Source organism: Niveispirillum sp. CC-CTL257 (assembly GCF_059489915.1).
In genome coordinates this window covers 797,264-816,971 of record NZ_JCAJXE010000004.1, presented here as the reverse complement: position 1 = coordinate 816,971, position 19,708 = coordinate 797,264, and the positions used below count along the sequence as shown (strand labels likewise).

General features: G+C 65.0%; 17 protein-coding genes. 8 read left to right on the top strand and 9 right to left on the bottom strand.

What is annotated here, in order from left to right; genetic code table 11:
• Positions 1-18 precede the first annotated feature (18 nt).
• Genes ABC729_RS24010 through cysC form a run of 5 tightly spaced genes read left to right on the top strand, consistent with a single transcriptional unit; the run spans position 19 to position 5,720 of the window.
• Positions 19-1,737 carry a nitrite/sulfite reductase gene (locus ABC729_RS24010; protein WP_495610143.1) on the top strand — a complete coding sequence of 573 codons (1,719 nt, stop codon included), beginning with the start codon at positions 19-21 and terminating at the stop codon, positions 1,735-1,737.
• Positions 1,724-2,233, top strand: a complete 510-nt coding sequence (locus ABC729_RS24005; protein WP_495610142.1) for a DUF934 domain-containing protein — start codon at positions 1,724-1,726, stop codon at positions 2,231-2,233. The genes ABC729_RS24010 and ABC729_RS24005 overlap by 14 nt, the downstream gene beginning before the upstream one ends.
• Positions 2,230-2,955 (top strand): phosphoadenylyl-sulfate reductase, encoded by a 726-nt coding sequence (locus ABC729_RS24000; protein ID WP_495610141.1) that lies wholly within the window; start codon positions 2,230-2,232, stop codon positions 2,953-2,955. The genes ABC729_RS24005 and ABC729_RS24000 overlap by 4 nt, the downstream gene beginning before the upstream one ends.
• On the top strand, positions 2,955-3,770 hold the full coding sequence (gene cysD / locus ABC729_RS23995; RefSeq protein ID WP_495610140.1) for a sulfate adenylyltransferase subunit CysD: 816 nt from the start codon (positions 2,955-2,957) through the stop codon (positions 3,768-3,770). The genes ABC729_RS24000 and cysD overlap by 1 nt, the downstream gene beginning before the upstream one ends.
• Positions 3,771-3,788: 18 nt before the next feature.
• Positions 3,789-5,720 (top strand): adenylyl-sulfate kinase, encoded by a 1,932-nt coding sequence (gene cysC, locus ABC729_RS23990; RefSeq protein ID WP_495610139.1) that lies wholly within the window; start codon positions 3,789-3,791, stop codon positions 5,718-5,720.
• 54 nt (positions 5,721-5,774) lie between these two features.
• On the opposite strand, the gene ABC729_RS23985 is transcribed toward cysC, so the two are convergent.
• From ABC729_RS23985 to ABC729_RS23945, 9 genes are all read right to left on the bottom strand, one after another.
• The gene (locus ABC729_RS23985; protein ID WP_495610138.1) at positions 5,775-6,230 is read right to left on the bottom strand and encodes a hypothetical protein; all 456 of its coding nucleotides are present in this window, start codon (positions 6,228-6,230) and stop codon (positions 5,775-5,777) included.
• Positions 6,231-6,251: 21 nt separating this feature from the next.
• Positions 6,252-7,364: a hypothetical protein gene (locus ABC729_RS23980; RefSeq protein WP_495610137.1), complete on the bottom strand. Its 1,113-nt coding sequence runs from the start codon at positions 7,362-7,364 to the stop codon at positions 6,252-6,254.
• A gap of 134 nt (positions 7,365-7,498) precedes the next feature.
• Positions 7,499-8,941 carry a sulfite reductase subunit alpha gene (locus tag ABC729_RS23975; protein ID WP_495610136.1) on the bottom strand — a complete coding sequence of 481 codons (1,443 nt, stop codon included), beginning with the start codon at positions 8,939-8,941 and terminating at the stop codon, positions 7,499-7,501.
• Positions 8,941-9,927: an FAD:protein FMN transferase gene (locus tag ABC729_RS23970; protein WP_495610135.1), complete on the bottom strand. Its 987-nt coding sequence runs from the start codon at positions 9,925-9,927 to the stop codon at positions 8,941-8,943. Before ABC729_RS23970 ends, ABC729_RS23975 begins: the two co-directional genes overlap by 1 nt.
• An 89-nt stretch (positions 9,928-10,016) precedes the next feature.
• Positions 10,017-10,832 carry a DUF4198 domain-containing protein gene (locus ABC729_RS23965; RefSeq protein WP_495610134.1) on the bottom strand — a complete coding sequence of 272 codons (816 nt, stop codon included), beginning with the start codon at positions 10,830-10,832 and terminating at the stop codon, positions 10,017-10,019.
• Between the two features lie 39 nt (positions 10,833-10,871).
• Positions 10,872-11,381 carry a DUF2271 domain-containing protein gene (locus ABC729_RS23960; RefSeq protein WP_495610133.1) on the bottom strand — a complete coding sequence of 170 codons (510 nt, stop codon included), beginning with the start codon at positions 11,379-11,381 and terminating at the stop codon, positions 10,872-10,874.
• A gap of 18 nt (positions 11,382-11,399) precedes the next feature.
• Positions 11,400-12,017, bottom strand: a complete 618-nt coding sequence (locus ABC729_RS23955; RefSeq protein ID WP_495610132.1) for a PepSY-associated TM helix domain-containing protein — start codon at positions 12,015-12,017, stop codon at positions 11,400-11,402.
• A gap of 208 nt (positions 12,018-12,225) precedes the next feature.
• Positions 12,226-13,377, bottom strand: a complete 1,152-nt coding sequence (locus ABC729_RS23950) for a M20 family metallopeptidase (protein ID WP_495610131.1) — start codon at positions 13,375-13,377, stop codon at positions 12,226-12,228.
• Between the two features lie 175 nt (positions 13,378-13,552).
• A complete protein-coding gene (locus ABC729_RS23945; protein ID WP_495610130.1) occupies positions 13,553-14,815 on the bottom strand; it encodes a Zn-dependent hydrolase in 1,263 nt (420 codons plus the stop codon).
• 149 nt (positions 14,816-14,964) lie between these two features.
• On the opposite strand from ABC729_RS23945, the gene xdhA reads away from it, so the two are divergent.
• From xdhA to xdhC, 3 genes are read left to right on the top strand one after another with little or no spacing between them, the layout of a single operon-like run.
• The gene (gene xdhA, locus ABC729_RS23940) at positions 14,965-16,461 is read left to right on the top strand and encodes a xanthine dehydrogenase small subunit (RefSeq protein WP_495610129.1); all 1,497 of its coding nucleotides are present in this window, start codon (positions 14,965-14,967) and stop codon (positions 16,459-16,461) included.
• Positions 16,458-18,788 carry a xanthine dehydrogenase molybdopterin binding subunit gene (xdhB, locus tag ABC729_RS23935; protein ID WP_495610128.1) on the top strand — a complete coding sequence of 777 codons (2,331 nt, stop codon included), beginning with the start codon at positions 16,458-16,460 and terminating at the stop codon, positions 18,786-18,788. Before xdhA ends, xdhB begins: the two co-directional genes overlap by 4 nt.
• Positions 18,785-19,618 carry a xanthine dehydrogenase accessory protein XdhC gene (xdhC, locus tag ABC729_RS23930; RefSeq protein WP_495610127.1) on the top strand — a complete coding sequence of 278 codons (834 nt, stop codon included), beginning with the start codon at positions 18,785-18,787 and terminating at the stop codon, positions 19,616-19,618. The genes xdhB and xdhC overlap by 4 nt, the downstream gene beginning before the upstream one ends.
• Positions 19,619-19,708: the final 90 nt, after the last annotated feature.

Sequence of the window (19,708 nt, the reverse complement as noted above, 5' to 3'; positions counted from 1 at the left end):
AAGACAGGCCAAACCCCCATGCCTGATACGCACAGCCCCGCTCTCCGCAGCAATCAGCCGGCCGACGCCCACGCCGCCGTCTATCGCTATGACGAGTTCGACAAGACCTTCATCTTCGAGCGTGTGGAGCAGTTCCGCGCCCAGGTCGAACGCCGTCTGAAGGGGGAGATCACGGAGGAGGAGTTCAAGCCCATCCGGCTGATGAACGGCCTCTACCTTCAGCTCCATGCCTATATGCTGCGCGTGGCCGTTCCCTACGGCATGCTGTCTTCCACCCAGGTCCGGCGTCTGGCCCGCATCGCGCGCGTCTATGACAAGGGCTACGGCCATTTCACGACGCGCCAGAACATTCAGTTCAACTGGCCCAAGCTGGAGGATGTGCCCACCATCCTGCGCGAGTTGGCCGAAGTGGACATGCATGCCATCCAGACCAGCGGCAACTGCATCCGCAATGTGACGACGGATCAGTTCTGCGGTGCGGCGGCGGATGAGCTGGTGGACCCCCGCGTCTATGCGGAGATTCTGCGGCAATGGTCCACCCTGCACCCGGAATTCACCTATCTGCCGCGCAAGTTCAAGATCGCCATCACGGGCAGCCCGAACGACCGCGCCGCCGTGCAGGTGCATGATATCGGCCTGATCGCCAAAAAGGATGAGGTGTCGGGCCGCGTCGGCTTCACCGTCTATGTCGGCGGCGGCCAGGGGCGCACCCCCTATCTGGCCGTCAAGGCGCGGGACTTCGTGCCGGTGGAAGAGATCATCGGTTATCTGGAAGCCATCCTGCGCGTCTATAACCAGCTGGGCCGCCGCGACAATATCTATAAGGCACGCATCAAGATCACCGTGAATGAGATGGGGGCCGAGAAGTTCATCGGCTTGATCGAAGAGGAATATGCCCGCCTGCCACGGCAGAAATTCTATGTCGATCCCGCCATCGTGGACGCGATTCAGACCCATTTCGCCCCGCCGCCCTGGGTCGATCTGCCCGCCGTGTCCGACAGCTTTGAGGCCGCGAAGGCTGTCGACCCGGCCTTTGCCCGCTGGACCCGCACCAATCTGACGGCGCACAAGACGCCCGGATACGCCATCGCCACCATCTCCCTAAAGCCCATCGGCGGCATTCCGGGCGATGCGGAAGCTGACCAGCTGGAAACCGTCGCCGATCTGGCCGACCTGTACAGCTTTGGCGAGGTCCGTGTGACGCATGAACAGAACCTGGTTCTGGCCCATGTGCGCCAGGATGATCTTTACCCGCTGTGGCGGGCTCTGGACGCTGCCGGCCTGGGCACCGCCAATGCCGGGTTGATCAGCGATATCATCGCCTGCCCCGGCCTGGATTATTGCGCCCTGGCCAATACCCGCGCCATCCCGGTGGCGCAGCGCATTGCCGAACGCTTTGCCGATCTGGACCGGCAGCATGATCTGGGTGAGCTGAAGATCAAGATCAGCGGCTGTATCAATGCCTGCGGCCATCACCATGTCGGCCATATCGGCATTCTGGGCGTGGACAAGAAGGGCGAGGAATTCTTCCAGATCCTGTTGGGCGGCGATGCCGGCACCCATGCGGCCCTGGGCGAAATCGTCGGCCCCGGCTTCGATTATGACGGCATCATCGATGCGGTCGAAACGGTGGTGAACACCTTCGTGAAGCTGCGTCAGCCCGGTGAGATTTTCATTCAGACGCTGGCCCGTACCGGCCACGCCCCGTTCAAGGAGGCTCTCTATGCCCGTGCTTGATCGTGGTCTGCCCATCGACGACCGCTGGACCGACCTTGCCGATGACCAGGATATCCCCGCCGAAAGTGCCGTCATCGTCTCCCTGGAACGCTGGCGCGCCGAACGCGACGCGCTGACCGCGCGGCGCGATGCTGTCGGCGTGCGGCTGAAATCCAATCAACTGGCGACCGAGATCGCGGATGATCTGGGCTCCCTGTCGCTGGTGGCCCTGGAATTCCCGAAATTCCGCGATGGCCGCGCCTTCTCCGCCGCCCGCGAGTTGCGCGAACGGTTCGATTATAAGGGCGAGATCCGCGCCTTCGGCCATATCATCCCCGATCAGTATCTGTTCCTGACCCGCGTGGGCGTGGATACGGTGGTGGTTCCGGCAGACCGTGTCGGCCCCGCCTGGGCGCATGCGCTGAAGGAAATCTCGGTGGCGTTTCAGCCGGCGCTTGGCCGGGAGGAAGGCGTCTCCCTGCTGCGCCGTCACCTGAAAGGCACGGTCCCGGCATGATCACCGACCTTCAGGCCCGCGCCCGCGACCTGAACGCCCGTTACGGTCACCTGACGGGGGTGGAGCTTCTCCGGCCCCTGATCGAGACGGAGTTCAAGGGCCAGTTGGCGCTGGTCTCCTCCTTCGGCACGGAAAGTGCGATCCTGCTGCATCAGGTTGCACAGATCGACAAGGCGCTGCCCGTGCTGTTCGTTAACACCCGCAAGCTGTTCGGCGAAACCCTGCGCTACAAGCGCAAGCTTGTCGAAACGCTGGGCCTGACCGGCCTGCGCGAACTGTCGCCGACCCCGGAAGCCGAAGCGGCCCACGACCAGGACGGCCTGCTCTGGCGCACCAACAACACCGCCTGCTGTGATTTCCGCAAGGTACAGGTGCTGGATGCCGGTCTGGCACCGTTTGCCACCTGGATCACGGGGCGCAAGCGTTATCAGGCCACGACGCGCATCGAACTGCCCTTGTTCGAAGCAGCGGATGGCCGGATCAAGATCAACCCGCTGGCCGGCTTCACCCGCGCCGATGTGGAAGACTATCTCGACCGGCACAACCTGCCGCGTCACCCGCTGGAAGAGGATGGTTACCTTTCCATCGGCTGTATGCCCTGTACCGACCGCGTGGCACCGGGCGAAGATATCAGAGCCGGCCGCTGGCGCGGTCAGGAAAAGACGGAATGCGGGATCCACCTGCCGCTTTCGTCCGTAACAAATCTGGTGGGAGCCTCCTGATGAGCAGCATCGATCAACATCTCGACCATCTCGACCAGCTAGAAGCCCAGAGCATCTATATCCTGCGTGAAGCGCGCGTGCGCCTGAAGCGTCTGGGTCTTCTCTGGTCGCTGGGCAAGGACAGCAACGTCCTGATCTGGCTGTGCCGCAAGGCCTTCATGGGCGAACTGCCCTTCCCCGTGGCGCATCTGGATACCGGCCTGGAATTCCCGGAAAGCTATGAGTTCCGGAACCGGTATGCGCAGGAATGGGGCCTCAACCTGATCAAGGATGAATGCCCGCCGATTGAGATGACGGATCCGACCCTGCCGCCCGGTACGCGCATCGCGGCCCGCAAGTCGCTGGGTCTGGCCGCCGCCTTGGAGAAGTATCAGTTCGACGGGCTGATCACCGGTATCCGCCGCGATGAGCAGGCGACCCGCGCCAAGGAACGTATCTTCAGCCCACGTGGCCTGGACGGTGCCTGGCAGGCGGCCCACCAGCCGCCCGAATTCTGGGACCAGTACACGATTGAGCGCCACCCCGGCACCCATACCCGCGTGCATCCGCTACTGGCCTGGACCGAGGTTGACGTCTGGCGCTACATCAAGCGCGAGGAAATTCCCCTGGTACCGCTCTATTTCGCCAAGGATGGCAAGCGTTTCCGCTCGCTGGGCGAAATCGGCATCACCTTCCCGGTGGACAGCAACGCCACCACCATCGACGAGATCATCGACGAACTGGAAACCACGCGCACGCCCGAACGCGCCGGCCGGTCCATGGACCATGAGGCCGAGGATGCGTTCGAACGGCTCCGCGCCACTGGTTACCTGTAAGAAGTGGATGTAAAGAACATGGCGAACGCCGCTCTCCGGATCGATACGGCTCCGGCTCCGACACTGTCCCAAGGCCCCATCGTGAAGAAGGCCCCCCTGGCCCCCTATCCCATCGTCATTGTCGGCCATGTCGATCATGGCAAGTCCACCCTGATCGGTCGCCTGCTGCACGATACGGACAGCCTGCCCGAAGGCCGTCTGGCGGAGCTGAAAAAGGTTTCCGAACAGCGCGGCCTGCATATGGAATGGTCGTTCCTGCTGGACGCGTTGCAGATTGAGCGCGATCAGGGCATCACGCTGGACACCACGCGCATCTGGTTCAAGACGGCCAAGCGCCCCTATGTCATCATCGACGCGCCGGGCCACCGCGAATTCCTGCGCAACATGGTCACCGGGGCCGCCGCCGCCGACGCCGCTGTGCTGGTCACCGATGCCGAACGCGGCATTTCCGAACAGACGCGCCGCCACGCCTACCTGCTGTCGCTGCTGGGCGTGCGCAAGGTGATCGTGGCCGTCAACAAGATGGACTTGGTCGACCATGCCGAAGACGCCTGGAAGGGCGTGGCCGGCGATGTCAGCGAGTATCTGCAAAAGCTGGGGATCGAGCCGCTTTACGTCATCCCGCTCTCGGCCCGTCATGGCGATAACATCGCCGCACGGTCGGACAAGATGGGTTGGTATCGTGGCCCCACCCTGCTGGAGGCGCTGGATCTGCTGACGCCGACCGCCGCCCGCACCGAGGCGCTGCTGCGCCTGCCCATCCAGGACGTGTACCGCAAGGGTGACACCCGTCTGGCCGTGGGCCGGATTGAGACGGGTCGCCTGAAGGTCGGCGACAAGGTCGAAATCGCGCCCACGGGTCAGCCGGCCACGGTCGCCAGCATCGATGCCGGCAAGGGTTCAGTGACAGAGGCCCGCGCCGGACAGTCGGTCGCCGTCTCCTTCATCGAGGACGCGGCCCTGAACCGGGGGCAGATCATTGCACCCGCCGGCCATATGCCGCATATCGCCACCACGATCCGCGTCCGCGCCTTCTGGCTGGACCCGGAAAGTCTGACCGCGGGCAGCCGCATCACCCTGCGCCTGACCACGTCTGAACATCCGGTGGTGGTGGAGAAGTTCGAGCGTCTGGTGGATGTGGAGAACCTGAGCGACAGCGAAGGGTCAGAGTTGGGCCAGGGCGGCATTGCCGAAATCGTGCTGCGCTCGTCTGCCCCCATCGCCTTCGACCATGCCGCCGACCTGCCCGTCACGGGCCGCGCCGGTCTGGCGCGCGGCGGCCGCATTGTCGGCGGCTGCATCCTGCTGGGTGCGGCGGCCAATGTCACCGTTGCCGGCCCCGTCACCGCCGTCAACAGCTCCGTTGACCGCGACGCGTTCGAGGCACGCAACGGCCATCGCGGTGGTGTCATCTGGCTGACAGGCCTGTCGGGGGCCGGCAAGTCCACGCTTTCCATGGGCACGCAGCGCCGTCTGTTCGATGATGGCTGGCGGGTGTCGGTGCTGGATGGCGACAATCTGCGCAAGGGCCTGAACAAGGACCTGGGCTTCACGCCTGCCGAACGACAGGAAAATGTCCGCCGCGCCGCCGAGGTGGCAAAGCTGATGGCCGAAACCGGCACCGTCGTCCTGGTCAGCCTGATCACCCCGACCGTGGAACTGCGCGATCTGGCCCGCTCCATCATCGGTGACGGGTTCCATGAGGTGTGGGTGAAGGCGGACGTCGCCACCTGTGCCGCGCGCGACCCCAAGGGTCTCTATGCAGCGGCCCAGGCCGGCAAGATCCAGCAATTCACCGGCGTCTCGGCCCCGTTTGAGACCCCGGTGAACCCGGAACTGGTGCTGGACACGTCGGAAACCGACATCACCACCGGCACCGAACTGCTGATCGCCCATATCCGCCGCCACCTGGCGCTCAGCCAGGCTGACGGTCACGCCGTCGGCATCTGACCCGGCTGTGAACGAAAAGGCCCGCACCGGGAAACCGGCGCGGGCCTTTCTGCGTTAATACCCCACCTTCCCCAAATCCTTCCACGCGACGATCTCATCCACCAGGACCAGCCCGGCGGACATGTTGAAATGACCGTATCCCTCCAGGGGCTGGCGGTTCATGTCCTTGGCTTTTCTTGCGACAATGGTGAGTTGATAGGCATGCCCCCGTTTTGATGCAAAGCCGGCTGGCATCATGGTCTGGTCATCCATGGACAGCCAGACAGTGGACCGGACCGCCAGCGCCTTGTTCACATCGACAACCCCTTCGTGAAAGGCGGAGCCTTCGAACTGGTTGATCCATATCCCCCTGATCGTTTCCTGGGCCCGAAACTCCACGCATTTCCGATCGCCGATATAGGCCATGACCCGCGCCGTGCCGTGTCCTTCCATTACGTAGCAATGTTCCGGCGCCGCCGATGCGGGGAGGATGAGCGTTATCATAGCCGTCGTCGCAACCAGGTATTTCATATCGCGTCCCCTCGGCCTGACCTACAGGTTTGGCTTGTCCCGCTGCTCCATCAGCACCAGCCCCATACCCAGGCAGACCCGCAGCACATCGCCATCACGCGGATAGATCGCCACGATCCGTTCCACCCCGAAGGCCCGCATCCAGTCGGGCAGCGGCGGGGCCACACCGTCGCCGCCGATCCCCATCAGGTCCAGCTTCAGATAATCCACCGCCTCCAGCGGCAGGTACCCCGACTCCTCATGACGCAGCGACAGATGGTCGATGGCGACCCGGCAATCCCACAGGCGCAGCGTATCGATGGCCTCCATCAGCCCCTCGGCGGTCAGGCCCGCATCGATGGCAGAGATTTCCACGATCAGGTTGCGGCGCTGGTCATAGGTCAGATCGCGCACGAAATCCAGGAACAGCGGGTCCAGAACCGACCGCCATTGCAGGTTCATGCTGTGCGGGCTGGCCAGACGTGACGGTTCATGCTGGAAATGCCGGATGGTGCGGCGGTCCAGGACGGGCGTGATCTGCTCCAGCAGCCACGGGTCGCGGCGCAGCGGCGTGCCCACCGCGCGTTCCAGATGGTCCAGCGCCACCGTCACCTCGCCAAACTCCAGGCTCCACACGCCCGACGCCCCTCGCCGCCAGACCGGGCTTTCCCGGACCAGCGATGACACATCCGCCCCGGCCAGCACCTGTTCATACACGGCAAGCTTCTGCACCCCCGCCAGTTGCTGATGCTCCACGGCACTCAGCGCCGGTGCCTCCTCCTCCGCAGCTGCGGCCCCCGCCGGCACCAGCTTCTTCAGCAAGGCCGCCAGACGCCCGGCATCATGGGGCAGGTGATGGATGGAAAAACGCGGCGCACCCATATGCTGCTCGGCGAAATCCGCCGCCACGGCTTTCAGCTTGGCGATGAACGGGTGGGCATTGGTATCGGTGAACAGGAACACCTGCGCGTAACGCCCGACATCCACGATCTCGGGCAGGAACTGTGCCGCGAAATGATCCAACAGATGCACGATGGAATGCCGGAACAACGGATTTTCGGCATAGGGAACGTCGCGCAGATCGACCAGCACAGCCGTCCCCCGACTATCCCCTTCGGCCAGCAACCGCAGCAATCCGGCCGTCCCCGTCAGCATTCATCCACTCCCGATCTTGATCCGGTATCAAGACTAGCAGATCAAATACCTGCGCGTGTATATGCCGAAGGTGCCATGACCTTTCCCACGCTACCTGCGAAGGTCACAGGGGAGCATTCTGTCTTCCGCCTCCCTCAATAAACATCCCGGCAGTACCGCCGCGTCGCAGCCAGTTCCTCCAGCATCTCCGTGCCCAGCACCTCACCCAGCACCTGATGCACCCCGCCCGCCATACCCTCCAGGCTGCCGCAGACATAGATCGCGGCCCCGTCCGCCACCCATTGCACCACCTCGTCCCCGGCGGCGGCCAGCAGATGCTGAACATAGACCGGCTGGTCGCCATCACGCGAAAAGGCCAGATCCAGGCGCGTCAGCACGCCACCCGCCTGCCATTTCGCCAACTCATCGGCAAACAACCGGTCATGCGCCGCCGTGCGTTCCCCGAACAGCAGCCAGTTGCGTCCATGCCCCGCCCTGGCGCGGGCCTTCAGATGTGCGCGCAGGCCCGCGATGCCGGTGCCATTGCCGATCAGGATCAGGGGACGGTCGTCGGGCGGCGGGTGGAACCCGGCATTGCGGCGAAGGCGCAACCGCACCGTGCCACCAACCGCGACATGCCGGGTCAGCCAGCCGGACCCCAGACCCAGCCGCCCGTCCGGCCCCGTCACGCGCCGCACCACAAGGTCCAGCGTGCCGTCGCCGGGCAGGCTGGCGATGGAATATTCGCGGTGGGGGAGCTTTTCCCGGCCCGCCGGCAGGATGGTTTCCGACAGCCAGCGTGACAATGGCCGCGTCACCCCGTCGCGCGTCTCCGCCCGCTCCCCCCCGGCGGCGATCAGGGCGGCGGCAACCGCGTCGGGCGGGTTGCACGGCCCAATCTCCGCAATATCGCCTGCCTGCCAATCCGTCTTCACCCCAGCCGGCGGCGTCAGGCGCAGGTGGAAAATCGGGGCACCGGGACTGCCCGGGTTCAGATGCCGACGCTCGCTCAACACCCAATCCTGATAGTCGGGCGGGGTCCAGTCGGCCAGATGCACATGCCCCGCGATCTGGCCCAGATGATGCTGCCAATGGCGCAGGGCGCCGGCATCGCCATCATCCACCTCCACCAGATCGAACAAGGGCTGCGCCCCCTGCCGGCGCAACCATCCGTCCAAGGCATGGCCAAAGGCGCAGAACCCCGCATAATCCCGGTCGCCCAGCGCCAACATCCCATAGCGCAGGCCCGACAGCGCCGCCCCTGCCCCCATCACTCTGCGCACGAAACCCGCCGCATGGTCGGGCGCGTCGCCCTCCCCCGTGGTGGAGACAATGAACAAGGCCCGGTCCAGCCCCGACAGTTTGGCGGCATCCAACCGGTCGATCCCCTCCGCCCAGGCCTTCTGCCCGGCCTCCTGCAATCCCGCCACCGTGCGGCGCGCTAGTTCCTCGGCAAAACCCGTCTGCGTGGCATAGGCGACCAGAATGCCCTCCCCCGCACCCACAGGGCGGTTACGGGCCGCATGCCGGCGAAAAATGACGGCACAGAACAGGGCATAGGCGGCCAGCACCAGTGCGGCCAGACCGTAGCGATCCATCACCCCTCCTCGGCAAGCGCGGCAAGCGCCGGGGTCATGATCTCCGCCACGCCCATATCCAGGCGGCGCACAAACAGGGCCATGATCCCCCGCGCCGCCGCCCAATCCGGCCCTGCCTCCGGTCCCAGTATCGTCAGGGCCGTCGCCAGGGCATCGGCCATCATGCAGTCTGCATGCAGCACCGTCACCGATGCCAGATCATCGGCCACCGGATATCCTGTGCGCGGGTCCAGCGAATGCGACAGGCGGCGTCCATGGGCCCCGATCATGAACCGGTTACGGTCCCCGCTGGTCGCCACGGCCAATCCATGCAGGGCGATGCGCGTCGGCGTCTCGCCCGTCCGGCCATCACGGCCCGCGACGGATTCCAGATCGACCCACCAGGGGTTGGCATCATGCTTGATGCCCAATCCACGCAGTTCCCCACCAATATCGACCAGATAACTGACGACACCCTGCCCGGCCAGACACCGGGCGACGCAATCAACCGCATAGCCTTTGGCGATGGCAGACAGGTCCAAGCGCACGCCCCCCGGCTGCCAGACCCGCGCCCCCTCCACCCGTATATCGGCCCAGCGCGGGCCGGATAGCAGGGCCTTGATCTGCTCATCGGGCGGCGGTTCCGCCACCGGCCCCGGCGGGCCGAATCCCCAGGCATCGACCAGCCCGCCGATGGCCGGGTCATACGCGCCACCGCTCTCCATGGAGAGCGTCAGCGCCGCCGACAGCACCGCGCACAGCGACGCATCGACCGATACCCAGCCGGGCGGACTGTCATTATACCGGCACAGGTCGCTGTTCCGGTCCCAATGGCTCATCACCGCCACCACCCGGTCCAGGATGGCAACGATCCCCCGCCGCAGGTTTACGGGCGACGGCCCCTTCGGCGCGATCAGGGCGACCGACCAATAGGTGCCCATGGTCGTCCCCGACAGCCGCACCACGGGCGCGCTGGCCGGCGGCAACGCCGCCTCAGGCGCATCCATAGGCAGGATCAAGCGCAGGGGGGTGGGTTTATGATGCGGCAAGGGCATGGTTGCGGCGATAGAAGTGGGGTTTAAAGGAGAAGCCCCCCTTACTGCGCCAGCACCTCGAACGTCGCCGTATAGCTGGCCGACCGCTTGCTCGCCTGCGGCACGGTGGTCTTCTTGTCCTCGGTCTGGGCACTCATCCAATACATGCCGGGCGTCGGCCAGGTGACGGTGAAGGCACCGTCTTTGTCGGTCTTCACCTTCATCTCGCCCAGGTCGTTGCGGTAACGGATGCCGCCCGGAATGACGGTGACATCCACGTCCGCCGCCGGCTTGCCATCCAGCAGCAGCTTGAAGCTGGCCTTCTCACCCGCAAACAGATCGTTCGGATGGGTCACGGGCGACAGTTCCAGACCCTTGCCCGTGGGCTTCAGCACGGTGTCGGTGGGCTTGCCGGATGTCGCGAAGAATTCCAGACGCCGCGCGCCCTCCGTCACCTGCAACTTCTCGGCATTGGCCGGCACTTCCTTGGCAAAGGTCTCGGCGGTGCCGCGCCAGCGCTTGCGCTGCCCATTCTCTTCCCAACTGGCCATGACACCGCCGCTGGCCAGCGCCACCTTATAGGTACCGGGCTGGGTCAGATGGATGTCGAAGGTGCTGCGATACTTGCCCGTCGCCTGATTCTCCGCCGTGCCGGCGCTGCCATCGGGGTTGGTGACGGTCAGCCCGTCCAGACGCAACGGCACATGCTCGAAATAGAACAGGTCGTTGGACACGGCGGCATCCACCGTGATCCACGGGTCCTGCCCCGACAGAACCGTGGCCGATGGCAGCATCCATTGCCGGTGTGCCGCCGCCGGACCGGCAACAGAGATGGCAAGCGTCAGCGCCAGCGTGGCGCGGGTCAGCAGCGACTTCATGGGGAAACTCCTTGATCTATCGATTAACAAACGGGGCTTTTAACCTTTGACCTCGACCGCGATGCGGCCCAACTCCGTCTCGCCCTTGGCCTCGGCCTTGGCGCTCTTGCCGTTCCAATCAAACGGCACGCGGATCAGTTCGCGCCCGCCCACCTCACGCGCAGCCTCGACCACCAGCGCATAGGAACCGGGCTTCAACCCGTTCAGCGGGGCCTTGCCGCTGTCCCAGGACAGGCGGTTTTCGCCCACGGGCAGGGTGGGGGCCGACACGCCATCGACGGGCATGGTCAGATCGCGGCCCGACCGACGCCACCATTGGCGCATATCCTTCAGCCACTTGGTCCCCTCATTGTCGCGCATCTTCACGTCGTACCGGACGGTCAGATTGGCGACAAACTGCTGGTCCGGCGTCTCAATCCAGGCCGCGACATAGGGGCGGTGATATTCCGCCACCTCCAGCTTGGGGATCTCCACCGTGACCGCCAATTCCCCCGCCAGCGCAGGGGTGACGGCCAGACCGGTCAGTGACAGCGACAAAAGTGTGCGCATCGGTTCAATCCTGAAAGTTCAGTGGATAAGAAGGATCAGCAGCAGCATGGGTGCGACCAGACCCAGCCCGACCAGGGGCCAGGTCCAGGGCCGCTTGCCCGCATGCAGATGCAGAAGGAAAAGCCCGGTGATGCAGAAGATCAGGCAGGCCACCGCGAAGACATCCAGGAACCAGGACCACACAGTCCCCGTCCCCCGCCCCTTGTGCAGATCGTTGAGATAGGAAACCCAGCCCCGGTCCGTCACCTCATGCAGGACGGCCCCATCCTCGCGCGCGATGGTGGCCCAGCCGTCGCCACCGGGGCGCGGCAGGGCGATGTAGAGTTCATCCTCGGACCATTCCGGCACACCGGCGGACACATCCACGCCCATCTCGGCGGCAAACCAGTCAACGATGGCCGCCGGCACGGCCCCTTGGCCAGCCGACAGCGCGGGGCGAAGTGCTGTGGGCAGGGTGGCTTCCTTGGTGACCGTTACGGACTTGGCCTCAACAAGGCGCGCATTGTTCAGCGTGATGCCGGTAATGGCGAACAGCAGCATGCCGATCAGGCACAGGGCCGAACTGACCCAATGCCATTGGTGCAGATGCTTCAACCAAAAGGACCGCCGCCCCTGCTGCTCCGCCCCCGCCGCCATGACCCCGCTTCACCCGCGATTGATAATGGATCGCAAATAAGCACGACTGCGAGTTATTCGCAATATCGAAACGGCGGGTGGGGCATTCGCAAATCGGATGAAGGGTTTGGTGACGTGGGACGTAGGTCAGGTCGAGCCGAAGGCGAGCCCTGACAGATATGGATTGAAAGCCTTTGCCGTCAGGTCGACGCATATGCGTCGACCTGACCTACGCCACCACCCCCAACACCCGCTCCACCACGCCTTCAAGGATCGCCGTCGCCGCCACCAGCTCGTCCAGCGGCACATATTCGTTGGCTTTGTGCCCCTGCCAGCCGGCTCCGGGTCCGAAATTAACGATCTCGATCCCGTCATCGGCGAAGTAGCGGCCGTCGCTGGCCCCGGTATCCTTCAGGAATCGGGCCGATGCCCCCGTCACCCCCTCGATGGAGGCACACAGCGCTGATACCAGCGGCCCGTCATGGGGTGCCCGAAAACCGTTGGTGCCGGTCAGCAGGCGACAGGACAAATGTTCGGCCTCTGGATGCGCCGTCACCAGCGCCTCGATCTCCGCAAAGGCCTCGACAATCTTTTCCTCGGGCAGCAGGCGGCGGTCGATCTCCACGCGGGCCAGATTGGGCACGACATTGGTGTTCTCGCCGCCCCGGAAGATGCCGATATTCATGGTCGATTGCTGCTCGCCGACCTTTCGATCCCGCAACCGCTCGGCCATCACCCCATCAATATGGGTCATCACCCGCATCAGGCGCAGGATGGCATTGTCGCCCGCCGCCGGGTTGCCGGCATGGGCCGAAAGCCCCCGCGCCGTCACCTCCACCCACATCACCCCGCGTTCCGCCGTGATCAACTGGTTCTCGGTCTGCGTCCCGACCACCAGCATGTCGGGCTTCACGGCCCCAATCTCACGCAGGTAGAAGGCCCCGTCCGGCCCCAGATTTTCCTCATCCCCGCAAAAGGTGAAGACGATCTTGCCGCGCGCCGGCCCGCCGCGCCGCGCCACCTGTTCGGCCAGCCACAGCTGTGCCGCCATCGACCCTTTGCAGTTGCCGGCCCCCAGCCCATGCACGCGCCCCTCAATGACGGTGGCGACCAGCGGCTCCGTCTCCCACATGGCGCGCTCACCAATGCCCACCGTGTCGGCATGCGCGTTAAACATCAGGGTCGGGCCGGGTGCCGCCCCATCCCACTCCGCTACCACATTGGCAATCTGCGGCCGGTCGCGGTGCAGCACCTGCACCTTGTACCCAACCTTTTCCAGCCGGTCGGCGGCATAGGCACAGATCGCCGCCGTATCACCGGGCGGAAAAGTGCTGGGAATGGCGATCAGGTCGGACAGGATGGACAGGACGGGATGGGTCATGATGGGGCCTGAGTTTGCTCACCCCTTTCCCTCGTCATCCCGGCGAAAGCCGGGACCCAGGGGCCAAGGGCAATACGATCCACGGATCAATGAAAACGCTTCGCCTGCTCCCCCTGGGTCCCGGCTTTCGCCGGGATGACGAAGGGGGCGGCGGGATGGGTAGGCAGCAATGCCCCTACCCCGCCAGCCGCACCAGCGTCTCCGCCAGCACCGCCGCCCCCGCATGGCAATGCTCCGGCGACGCATATTCCACTTCATTATGGCTGATCCCATCCTTGCACGGGATGAAGATCATACCCGTGGGGCAGCGCGGGGCCATGAACTTGGCATCGTGATTTGCACCGGACGGCATGTCGCGGTTGGAGTAGCCCAACCCCACCGCCGCCTCCCGCACGGCGTCCACCACGCTCGCGTCGAAATCCACGGGTGCCGTTTTGCTGGTCTCCTTCACCACCACCTCACAGGGGGCGGCCAGCGAATGGATCAGCGGCGCCACCTTATCCCCCCGCTCCTTCACCAGTTCCGCATCGGGATGGCGGAAATCGATGGTGAAGATCACCTTTCCGGGCACGGTATTGGGCGAGCCGGGCAGCACCTCGAACCGGCCAAAGGTGCAGCGGATAATGTCATCCGGGTCATGCATCAAATCGTTCAGGGCATTGACCATTTTCAGGGCCGTCTGGAACGCGTCCTTGCGGGCACCATGCGGCGTGGTGCCAGCATGGGCCTCCTGCCCCGTCACCTCCACCTGGAACCAGCGGCTGCCCTGGATGCCCTGCACCACGCCGATGTTCTTGCCTTCGGCCTCCAGGCGCGGTCCCTGCTCAATATGCGCCTCAACATAGGCGGCAGCCGGTGATCCAAACTCCCGCACTGGCATATCGGGAGCCAGGGCCAAGGTTTCGGCCAGGGCGTCGCGCACGCTGACCCCCTTCGCGTCGGTACAGGACAGGACCATGTCCAGGTGCATCTTGCCCGCAAACAGGGCCGATCCCATGCAATAGGGCTGGAACCGCGACCCTTCCTCATTGGTCCAGGCTACCACCTCAACCGCATGCTTGGTCACCGCGCCCGCATCCTCCAGCGCCTCCAGCACCTCAAACCCCGCCAGCACGCCATAGACGCCGTCATAGCGTCCGCCCGTCGGCTGGCTGTCCAGATGGCTGCCCGTCATCACGGGCGGCAGGGTCGGGTCGCTGCCTTCGCGGCGCACATACAGGTTGCCGATCCCGTCCGTGGACACCGCGAATCCGCGCGCCTTGGCCCAGCTGGTCAGCAGCGCGCGGGCCAGCCCATCCTCACGGCTCAAGGCCTGGCGATTGACGCCCCCCTTCTCCGTCGCCCCGATCTTCGCCATATCGGCCAGCCTTTGCGCCAGCCGATCCTGGCTGACATGGGCGGCGATGGAACCGAAGGACCGGTTGCTGGGATAGGTCATGCGCGGGAACCCCTGTTCATGTTCGTTTGTTTCAAGGGGACGTTTCCGCCCCAGAACAAAATGTTGCACCGCATCATTGTTCTGTAAAGCGACTTGACAGGGGACGTTTCCTGTTCTGCCATGCTTTCTTTTGGAACGAATGGAATACCATGGTCGATTGCGTCCGCTTCGTGCACCGGGGACAGGTTGTCACCCTGTCCGACGTCCCCCCCACCCGCACCGTGCTGGATTACCTGCGGGAGGATCGGGGACGGCGCGGCACCAAGGAAGGCTGTAACGAGGGGGATTGCGGTGCCTGTACCATCGTGCTGGGCACCCGTGTCGGCGTGCTGGGCATGGCGGAGGCTGAAAGCATTCAGTACCGCGCCGTCAATGCCTGCATCCTGTTCGTCACGGCCCTGGACGGCAAGGAACTGGTGACGGTGGAGGATCTGGCCGCCCCTGACGGCACGCTCCACCCCATTCAGCAGGCGATGGTGGACCATCATGGCAGCCAATGCGGCTTCTGTACGCCCGGCTTCGTGATGTCGCTGTTCGCGCTGTACCACACCGACGCCAAACCCGACCGCCCCCGCATCGATGCGGCCCTGGCCGGTAATCTCTGCCGCTGCACCGGCTACCGCCCCATTGTCGATGCCGCCCGCGCCATGGGCCGCGCACCCGATTCCTACACGGCCCGCATGATAGAAACCCTGGCCTTGCTGCGCAGCATTGACCGGCAGGACATGTTGTCCCACCCCGGCGGCACGGCCTTCGCACCCGCCACGGCGGATCAATTGGCGGACCTGCTGCTGACCCACCCTGACGCCACCATCGTGGCCGGCGGCACCGATGTCGGGCTGTGGGTGACCAAGCAGATGCGCGATCTGGGCACCATCATCCATATTGGCGGCGTTCGCGATCTGGCCGCCATCACCCGCACCGACGGCCATATCACCATCGGGGCCACCGCCACCGTCACCGACGCCGCAGAGGTTCTGGCCCCGCTCTACCCCGACTTAAGCGACCTGTTCCGCCGCTACGGCTCTGAACAGGTGCGCAATTCCGCCACGCTGGGCGGTAACATCGCCAACGGCTCCCCCATTGGCGACAGCATGCCGGCTTTGATCGCGCTGGGCAGTACCCTGGTCCTGCGGCGCGGTGCTGTGACGCGGGAAATGCCGTTGGAAGATTTCTTCGTGGCCTACCGCAAGACGGCGCTACAGATGGGCGAATTCGTGGCCGCCATCCGCGTGCCCGACCCCGCGCCCGACCGCCTGTTCGCCTGCTACAAAATCTCCAAACGCTTTGACCAGGATATCTCCGCCGTGATGGCCGGCTTCGGCCTGACCCTGTCGGATGGAATCGTCACCGCCGCGCGTCTGGCCTTCGGCGGCATGGCCGGCACGCCTAAGCGTGCGACCGCCGCAGAGGCCGCCCTGATCGGTCGCCCCTTCGATGCGACATCGGCCAAGGAAGCCGCCGCTGCCTTGGTGCAGGATTTCCAGCCGCTGACCGACATGCGCGCCAGTGCCGATTACCGGCTGATCACCGCCGGCAACCTGATCGTGAAATGGCAGATGGAACAGGCCCTGCCCCCCACCGCCACCCGCGTGCCCGCCTTCGCCCGCGCCACGGGTACCCAAGCCAGCGGGGGTGCCGCATGAGCGCCCGTCCCCCGCGCAGCCCCGCGCCCATCCCCTTCCCCGCCACGCATCAGAATATCCGCCATGACAGCGCCCCGCTGCATGTGGCGGGCACGGCGCGCTATGTTGATGACATGCCGGAACCGCCGGGCCTGCTGCATGTGGCACTGGGGCAAAGCGCCAAGGCCCATGCCCGCATCCTGTCCATCGACCTGTCCACCGTGCGGGCCTATCCGGGTGTCATCACCGTCCTGACCGCCGCCGATATTCCCGGTATGAACGATGTCGGCCCCGTGGTGGCCGATGATCCCATCTTCGCCGAAACTCTGGTCGAATATGTCGGGCAAAGCCTGTTTGCCGTGGCCGCCACCACCCGCATCGCCGCCCGCGCCGCCGCACGGCTGGCCAAGGTCACCTACGAGGAACTGCCAGCGATCATAACCATCGCCGACGCCCGCGCCGCCGACAGCCATATCCTGCCGCCCAAACGGGTGGAACGCGGCGATCCGCTGGGTACCCTTTCCACGGCCCCGCACCGCCTGTCGGGCCATCTCGCCATGGGCGGGCAGGATCATTTCTACCTGGAGGGCCAGATATCCATGGCCGTACCGGGGGAGGATGGCGACATGCACATCCTCTGCTCCACCCAGCACCCGTCGGAGGTGCAGCATCTGGTGGCCCGCGCCCTGGGCCGCCCCGACAATCACGTCGTGGTAGAGGTGCGGCGCATGGGTGGTGGTTTCGGGGGCAAGGAAACCCAGGCCAGCCTGTTCGCCGCCGTGGCCGCCTTGGTCGCCGATCGCACGGGCCGCCCGGCCAAGCTTCGCCTGGACCGCGACGACGACATGGTGATGACGGGCAAGCGCCATGATTTTGAGGTGGCCTATGATGTCGGCTTCGACGCCGATGGCCGCATCCTGGCCCTCGACCTTACCCTGGAAAGCCGCTGCGGCATGTCCACGGACCTGTCGGGTGCCATTAATGACCGCGCCATCTTCCATGCCGACAATTGCTATTTCCTGCCCAATATCCGCATCACCTCCTACCGCTACAAGACGCACACCGTCTCCAACACCGCCTTCCGGGGCTTTGGCGGACCACAGGGGATGTTGGCGATTGAGGGGGTGGTGGATGACATCGCCCACCATCTGGGCCTCGACCCGCTCGCCGTGCGCCGCGCGAACCTGTATGGCGGGCCGGACCGCAACCTGACGCCCTATGGCATGAAGGTGGAGGATTTCATCGCCGACAGCCTGCTGGAGCGGCTGGAATCCACCTCCTCCTATAAGGCGCGCCGCACCGCCATCGCCGCCTTTAACGCCGCCAGCCCCGTGCTGAAACGCGGCATCGCGCTCACGCCTGTGAAGTTCGGCATCTCCTTCACCACCAGCTTCCTGAACCAGGCCGGCGCCCTGATCCAGGTCTACACAGACGGCTCGGTGCTGCTGAACCATGGCGGCACGGAGATGGGCCAAGGGCTTTACACCAAGGTGGCGCAGGTGGTGGCCGATGTGTTCGGCATCGGGCTGGACCGGGTGCGCATCACATCCACCCGCACGGACAAAGTGCCCAACACATCGGCCACCGCCGCGTCCGCCGGGGCCGATTTGAACGGCATGGCCAGCTTCAATGCCGCCCGCACCATCCGCGACCGGCTGTCCGCCTTCATCGCCGCCCGCTGGGGCGTGGAACCGACCGCTCTGTCCTTCGCCCATGGCAAGGTCACGGCGGGCGACCACACCATCGGTTTTGATGATCTGGTGCGCCAAGCCTATCTGGCCCGCGTCTCGCTCTCGGCCACCGGCTTCTACGCCACGCCCAAGATCGATGTGGATAAGGAGACCCTGATCGGCCGCCCCTTCTATTATTTCGCCTACGGTGCCGCCGTCTCCGAAGTCGTGATCGACACGCTGACCGGCGAAACCAAGCTTCTGGCCGTCGACATCCTGCATGATTGCGGGTCATCCCTGAACCCCGTGCTGGACCGGGGACAGGTGGAAGGCGCCTATGTGCAGGGCATGGGCTGGCTGACCATGGAGGAACTGGTCTTCGATGCGGCGGGCCGCCTGCGCACGCACGCCCCCAGCACCTATAAAATCCCCGGCTGCGGCGACATCCCCGACCATTTCAATGTCGATCTGGTGAACCAGCCCAATCGGGAGGACACGATCCACCGCTCCAAGGCGGTGGGCGAACCGCCCTTCATGCTGGCCATTTCCGCTTATCACGCGATCAAGGCCGCCGTGGCGGCGTCCGGCGGCACCGGCCCTGTGAAACTGGACGCGCCGGCCACGCCCGAACGCGTCCTGATGGCGGTCCGCGCCCGGCAATCGGGGGGTGGCGCATGAATACGGACTGGATCACCGCCCTTGCCGATTGTCAGCGTGACGGACGGTCCAGCGTGCTGGTCACGGTGACGGAGGTGGCGGGATCTGCCCCCCGCGCCGCCGGTACCAAGATGCTGGTCACCGCCGATGCGTTACACGGCACGATCGGCGGCGGCGCGCTGGAATTCACGGCCATTGAAACGGCCCGCGCCCTGCTGGACGGTCATGTAACGGAATTACGCACACAATCGTATCCCCTCGGCCCCGCCCTGGGCCAATGCTGCGGTGGTCGCGTCACCCTGCTGTTCGAACCGCAGCTGCCCCCGCGCTTGCGCATCGCCCTGTTCGGGGCGGGGCATGTGGCCAAGGCGCTGGTCGCCATCCTGGGCACCCTGCCGGCCCGGATCAGCTGGGTCGACAACCGCCCCGACCTGTTCCCCGACACGCTGCCCGCCAATGTGACGGCGCAGGTGGCGGAGGAGCCGGAGACGGCGCTGGGCCCAGAACACAGCCATATCCTGATCATGACCCATGACCACGCGCTGGATTACCGCCTTGTCAAATCAGCCCTTTCCCTGCCTGGACAGCCCTTTGTCGGTGTCATCGGGTCAGACACGAAACGCGCACGATTCGCCTCACGCCTGCGTACCGACGGGCTGGACCCGGCCCGCCTCACCTGCCCCATCGGCCTTCCGGGCCTGACCGGCAAGCATCCGGGCGAGATCGCGGTGGCCGTGGCGGCACAGCTGCTCAGCCTGCCCACCCCGACCGCCATTGCCCCCTCAAAGGAATTTGTTAGCGATAACAATTGCCTGGGCTGCGCCACGCCCTGCGGTGCGCAGACGCCATGAGGAATTGTTAATTACTAAAATTGATTGCGTTATTTGGCGCATAGCTAAAAGCCTGTGCGTAGTGAAATTACCGACATATGCTGAAACACA